General features: G+C 70.9%; 3 protein-coding genes and 1 pseudogene. 3 read left to right on the top strand and 1 reads right to left on the bottom strand.

What is annotated here, in order from left to right; all coding sequences use genetic code 11:
* A partial coding sequence (locus BN12_RS22050) for an APC family permease (RefSeq protein ID WP_083454856.1) occupies positions 1–1,475 on the bottom strand: 1,475 nt, incomplete at its 3' end.
* 145 nt (positions 1,476–1,620) lie between these two features.
* Between BN12_RS22050 and BN12_RS22055 the strand changes: the two genes are divergently transcribed.
* The 3 genes and pseudogenes from BN12_RS22055 to BN12_RS25645 all read left to right on the top strand — a co-directional run.
* The gene (locus BN12_RS22055) at positions 1,621–2,994 is read left to right on the top strand and encodes an NAD-dependent succinate-semialdehyde dehydrogenase (RefSeq protein WP_048555668.1); all 1,374 of its coding nucleotides are present in this window, start codon (positions 1,621–1,623) and stop codon (positions 2,992–2,994) included.
* A gap of 246 nt (positions 2,995–3,240) precedes the next feature.
* Positions 3,241–5,103 carry a phosphoenolpyruvate carboxykinase (GTP) gene (locus BN12_RS22060; RefSeq protein WP_048555669.1) on the top strand — a complete coding sequence of 621 codons (1,863 nt, stop codon included), beginning with the start codon at positions 3,241–3,243 and terminating at the stop codon, positions 5,101–5,103.
* A gap of 522 nt (positions 5,104–5,625) precedes the next feature.
* Positions 5,626–5,821: pseudogene (locus BN12_RS25645) on the top strand (amidase); the annotation flags it as partial.

Consider the following 5,821-nt stretch of genomic DNA (forward strand, 5'->3'; position numbering starts at 1 on the left):
GCGATGGCGATGGCGTCCCCCTCGGGTCCGGTCGAGTGGCGGTCGGGCCGGGCGAGCGTGAGGTAGAGACCACCGCTGCCGAGGACGACGACGATGCCGACGAGCGGCAGGACCCGGTCGATGCCGGTCGCCGCGGACGACGGCCACACGAGGAGGATCATCGCGATGACGCCGTAGGTGAGCGCGGCGATGTTGATCCACAGACCCGCACGGCCGAGGGTGAACTCACCGGCCGGCTGCCATCCACGACGCCGCATCCGCAGGGCGGCGAAGACGACGGTCTGGAAGGCGAGGTAGATCCCGAGGACCGCGAAGGCGGTGATCTGCGCGAGGGCCCCGGGGCTCGCATACACCCAACCGCACAGGACGATCGGCAGGACGCAGGCGACGAGGAGGGCCCGCGTCGGGACCGAGTGCCGCGCGGACACCTTCGCGAGCCACCCGCTCGCGGGGGTCATCCGGTCGCGGGCGAAGGAGTAGATGAGGCGGCTCGCGGCCGCCTGGAGCGAGAGGACGCAGGAGACGAACGACATCATCGCGACGATGAGGAAGAGCCGGGCCCCGGTGTGGCCGAGCGCCCCGTCGAGGATCGCGGGGATCGGGTCGGCGACCTCGCCGGACACGATGGCCGACAGGTCGGGTGCGGCGAGGAGGTAGCCGATGAAGGAGACGCCGGCGGAGACTCCGCCGATGAGGATGGTGAGTCGCATCGCGCGCGGTATGCGACGGCCCGGGTCCGAGACCTCCTCCGCGACGTTCCCGCAGGCCTCGAACCCGTAGAAGAGGAACAGGCCCGTGAGGGACGCGGCGAGGAAGGCCCACAGGTAAGGCTTCCCGGACGAGGCACCCATCGAGTCGAAGAGGACGGAGATGGAGTTCCTCCGGTGGAAGAGCATGAGGAACAGGCCGAGCGCGACGACGCCGGTGAGCTCCGCGAGGAGGCCGATCTGCGCGATGAGCGCCATGACCCGCGTCCCGCTGAAGTTGAGGGCGAGAGCGAGCAGGAGCAGCCCGATCGCCGTGAGGAAGCCGTTGCGCGGGCTGTTCTCGAAGCCGAAGAGGCTCGCGGCGAACCCTCCCCCGAACTCCGCGACCGAGGTGACGGTGACGATCATGGCCCAGGCGTAGACCCAGGTGATGAGCCATGCCGCGCGACGGTTCCACAGCCGGCGGACCCACTGGTAGATGCCGCCGGCGACGGGGTACTGCGAGGCCACCTCGCCGAAGACGAGGGCGACGAGGAACTGGCCGGCCCCGACGACGACGAGCCACCAGAACGCCGGGGGCCCCGCGAGCGAGATCCCGAAGGCGAAGAGGGAGTACACCCCGACGAGGGGTGAGAGATAGGTGAACCCGAGCGAGATGTTGGCCCACAGGTTCATCGAGCGCTTGAACTCGCGCTCGTAGCCGAGGACCGCGAGGTGCGCGTCGGCTGCGGACTCAGGGGTGTGCTGACCACCCGTTCCGATCGCCATCTGTCGTATGCCTTTCCACGTGCGGCCTGCCCCGTTGCCGGCCGATCGAGCACTAAACATATGAGATTGGATGTTATATGTCAACCGTGCTAGTCTTACGCTCACCCTCATCCACGCAACGACGCAGCTGGAGGCGACCCAGACCATGAGCACCACGACGACGAGCACCACGCAGCCCCCCTACCAGTCCCTCGACCCGGCGACCGGCGAGGTGCAGGAGACCTTCGAGACCGCGACCGACGAGCAGGTGGCCGCAGCCCTCGCCGCCGCCGACACGGCATACCGCGCCTGGAGCGACCGGCCGATCTCGGAGCGGGCCGAGATCGTCTCCCGGGTCGCCGCGCTCTTCGGCGAGCGCGCCAAGGAGCTCGCCGAGCTGGCCCGCCAGGAGATGGGCAAGATCGAGGGCGAGGGCGTCGAGGAGGCCGAGTTCTGCCAGGCGATCTTCGACTTCTACGCCACCCGGGGGCCTGAGCTCGCGGCGGACCAGGAGATCCCGACCTTCACGGGCGGCACCGCGGTCGTCGAGCGCCGCCCGATCGGCACGATCCTCGGCATCATGCCGTGGAACTTCCCCTTCTACCAAGTGGCCCGGTTCGCCGCCCCCAACCTCGTGCTCGGCAACACCGTCATCCTCAAGCACGCCGAGTCGGTGCCGCGCTGCGCCCTCGCCATCGTCGACATCATGCGCGACGCCGGCGTCCCCGAGGGGGTCTACACGAACCTCTTCGCGACCTTCGACCAGGTCGAGACGATGATCAACGACCCGCGCGTCCAGGGCGTCTCCCTGACCGGCTCCGAGCGGGCCGGCTCGGTCGTCGCGGGCATCGCCGGCAGGGCCCTCAAGAAGTGCGTCCTCGAGCTCGGCGGCTCCGACCCCTTCATCGTCCTCGACGGCGACGTGAAGCAGCTGGCCGACACGGCCTGGGGCTTCCGGACCTACAACATGGGCCAGGCCTGCAACTCCAACAAGCGGATGATGGTCATGGAGGACCTCTACGACGACTTCGTCACCGAGCTCGTGGCGAAGGCCCAGTCGGTGGCCGACCCCGCCCCGCTGTCCTCGCGCAAGGCCGCCGAGATCGTCGCCGCCCAGGTCCAGGACGCCGTCGACAAGGGCGCGACCCTGCACGCCGGCGGGGTGCTCTCCGAGGGTCCCGACGCGCACTACACGCCGGCCGTCCTCACCGGCGTGACGCCCGACATGCGCGCCTACACCGAGGAGCTGTTCGGCCCCGTCGCCGTCGTCTACAAGGTGTCGAACGAGGACGAGGCCGTCGAGCTCGCCAACTCCTCCGCATACGGCCTCGGCGGAGCCGTCTTCGGCACCGACGTCCCCCGTGCCGCCGCCGTCGCCCAGCGCCTCGAGTCCGGCATGGTCAACGTCAACGTCCCGGCCGGCGAGGGCGCCGACATCCCCTTCGGCGGGGTCAAGCGCTCCGGCTTCGGTCGCGAGCTCGGCACCCTCGGCATGGAGGAGTTCGTCAACAAGCGGATCTTCGTCGTCGCCGACAGCTGATCCCCGGCCCGCGCGGGCCCTCGGCTGATCCCGGCCCGCGCGGGGCCGCCGGCGGTGTCCCCCCACGGTGCGTCCGTGGAGGGACGTCGTCGACCCCGGCGGACGCCGCCATCCGCCGGGCGTGTCGCTCCGACGGACCAAAGTGGGGCCAACCTCACACTCCGAACCCCCCGAAAACGACGACTCCGACGCCGTGTCGTTGGTACGCATGGTCCTGTCCGCCCACCGTCGCGAAGGGACCCCGTCATGGCCGACATCGAGACCGCGTTCGAGCACAGTGGGCTCGGCAACCCCCACGTCCGGGAGTTCGTCCGGCACTGGGCGGGGATCACCGGGGCCGCCCGCGTGGAGGTGGTGAGCGCGGCGGACGACGGCCGGCTCATCGAGGAGGCGCTCGCGGCCGGAGAGATCTTCCCGGCCGGCGAGGGCCGGTACTACTCGCGCAGCTACCCCAAGGACACCGCCCGCTCCGAGGAGCGGACCATCGTCGCGACGAGCAACCCGGCCGACAAGGGCGTCTACGACAACTGGCGTCCGTCGAGCGAGATGAAGCCCCTCCTCGAGCGGCAGATGTCGGGTGCGTCGGCCGGCAAGACGATGTACGTCGTCCCCTACCTCATGGCCCCGCCCGGATCCCCCCTCCATGCGTATGCCGTCGGCGTCGAGCTCACCGACTCCCGGCCCGTCGTCCTCCACATGATCCGGATGGCCCGCGTCGGCGTCGAGCACGTCGAGGGCCTCGAGGACCCCTCGATGTTCGTCCGGGCCGTCCACGTCACCGGGGACCTCCCGGCCATGCAGCACGGCACGCCCGACGACCAGCGCTACTTCGTCACCGTCGCCGACGAGCGGACCATCCTCCACTACGGCTCCTCCTACGGCGGCAACGCCCTTCTCGGCAAGATCGCCCACGGGCTGCGGCAGGCGGCGTACGACGGGTATGCCAGCGGGAAGTTCCTCGGCGAGCAGTTCATGCTCATCGGCATCGAGGACCGGGTGGCGGGCCGCACGTGGCACATCTGCGGCGGCTTCCCCAGCGCGTCGGGCAAGACGAACCTCGCGATGATGCTCCCGCCCGATGCCCTCGGCGACCGCTACCGCGTCTTCTTCTACGGCGACGACATCGCCTGGCTGTGGGTGAACCCGGACGACGGCCGCCTCTACGGGCTGAACCCGGAGTTCGGCGTCTTCGGCGTCGCGAAGGACACGAACGAGAAGACGAACCCGACGGCCCTGGAGTCCGTCGGCCCGGGCACCGGCGCCATCTTCACGAACGTCGCATACAACCCGGACACCCAGGAGGTGTGGTGGGAGGGCCGGACCCCCGAGCCGCCGGCGGACGTCGCCGGCTGGCTCGACTGGAAGGGCGAGCCGATCGCCGACCGTCCGGAGGGCAGCACCGAGCCGTGGTCGCATCCCAACAGCCGGTTCACGACAACCCTCGCGAACGTCCCGAACATCGCCCCGGACTACGAGAGCCCCGCGGGCGTGCCGATCGACGGGATCATCTTCGGCGGACGGACGCGTGACCGCGAGCCGCTCATCCGCGCCATCACCGACCTCGCCGAGGGTGTCTACGACGGGCTGACGCTCGGCGCCGAGGCGACGTTCGCCGCCGAGGGCGTCGACGGCCAGCTGCGCTACGACCCGATGTCCATGCGGCCCTTCATGTCCTACCCCGAGGGCCCGTATGCCGCGCAGTGGCTCTCGATCGTCGGCGCGGCCTCGGAGCAGCCCATCTTCGCCCATGTCAACTGGTTCCAGCGCGACCCGGAGGACGGGCACTTCCTGTGGCCCGGCTACCGGGAGAACCTCCGGCCGCTCCTGTGGCTCATGCGACTCAAGGACGGCACCGTCACCGGGCGGTCCACGCCCGTGGGGATCCTGCCGACCGAGGAGGAGCTCGACCTCGAGGGCGTCGACATCACGCCGGCCGACCTCGAGACGGTCCTGTCCATCGACGTCGAGCGGTGGCGTCAGGAGATGGGCTTCCGGCAGGCGCACCTCGAGCAGTTCGACGGGCTGCCCGAGGCGATCTGGGCGGCCCACCGCCGCGTCGCCGCCGCCCTCGAGTCCGCCGACGTCGACACGGCGGCCACACCGGGGTGACGTCCGGGTCGGCGCGGACACGCACCGGCTCGCCACCCGTGCGGCATACCCGGGGGTCTTGACATCCCGGACGGGCCCTCGCCCCGACGTGCACCGGCCCGCCACCCGCGCGGCATACCCCGGGGTCTTGGTATGCCGGACGGGCCGTCGCCCCGACGTGCACCGGATCGCCACCCGCGCGGCATACCCGGGGGTCTTGGTATACCGGACGGGCCCTCGCCCCGACGTGCACCGACTCGCTACGCGTGCGGCACACCCGCGGTGTCGGGATGTTTGACGGGTCGCGTGTCATCTCGTCGGGGCCTCGGCACGGAGGAGGCCGAACCGGAACGGCCCGTGGCCGCCGTCTCCGGGTCGCCCACGGCGGCGTTCCGGGCCCACGGTCCGGGCCCCGGGTGGGCCCGTTCCGGCACCGACCCGTCAGCGGGTGCTCGGCATCGTGTTTAATCGTGGGTCGACTCGTCACCGCGGATGAGTGGCCGGCCTCCCGTGGCACGGCCTGGGCACAGGGAGAGGCATCCCATGGGAGCTGAGCTGGTCTTCGAGACCGCCCGGGCGCAGGCCGCCGGGCTGCGGCGCCGCGAGTTCTCGGCCCGAGAGCTGCTCGACGCGCACCTCGCGCAGATCGACCGGTGCAACGGCGACGTCAACGCGGTCGTCACGATGGACGTCGAGGGGGCGACGCGCGCCGCGGCGGAGGCGGACGAGCGGCTCGCGG

It is taken from the genome of Nostocoides japonicum T1-X7 (assembly GCF_001046855.1).
In the GTDB taxonomy this organism is placed as follows: Bacteria; Actinomycetota; Actinomycetes; order Actinomycetales; family Dermatophilaceae; genus Nostocoides; species Nostocoides japonicum.

Excerpts from the sequence above, each read along its gene's own strand:
- BN12_RS22055 (WP_048555668.1), top strand. The coding sequence starts at position 1,621 with ATGAGCACCACGACGACGAGCACCACGCAGCCCCCCTACCAGTCCCTC.
- BN12_RS22060 (WP_048555669.1), top strand. The coding sequence starts at position 3,241 with ATGGCCGACATCGAGACCGCGTTCGAGCACAGTGGGCTCGGCAACCCC.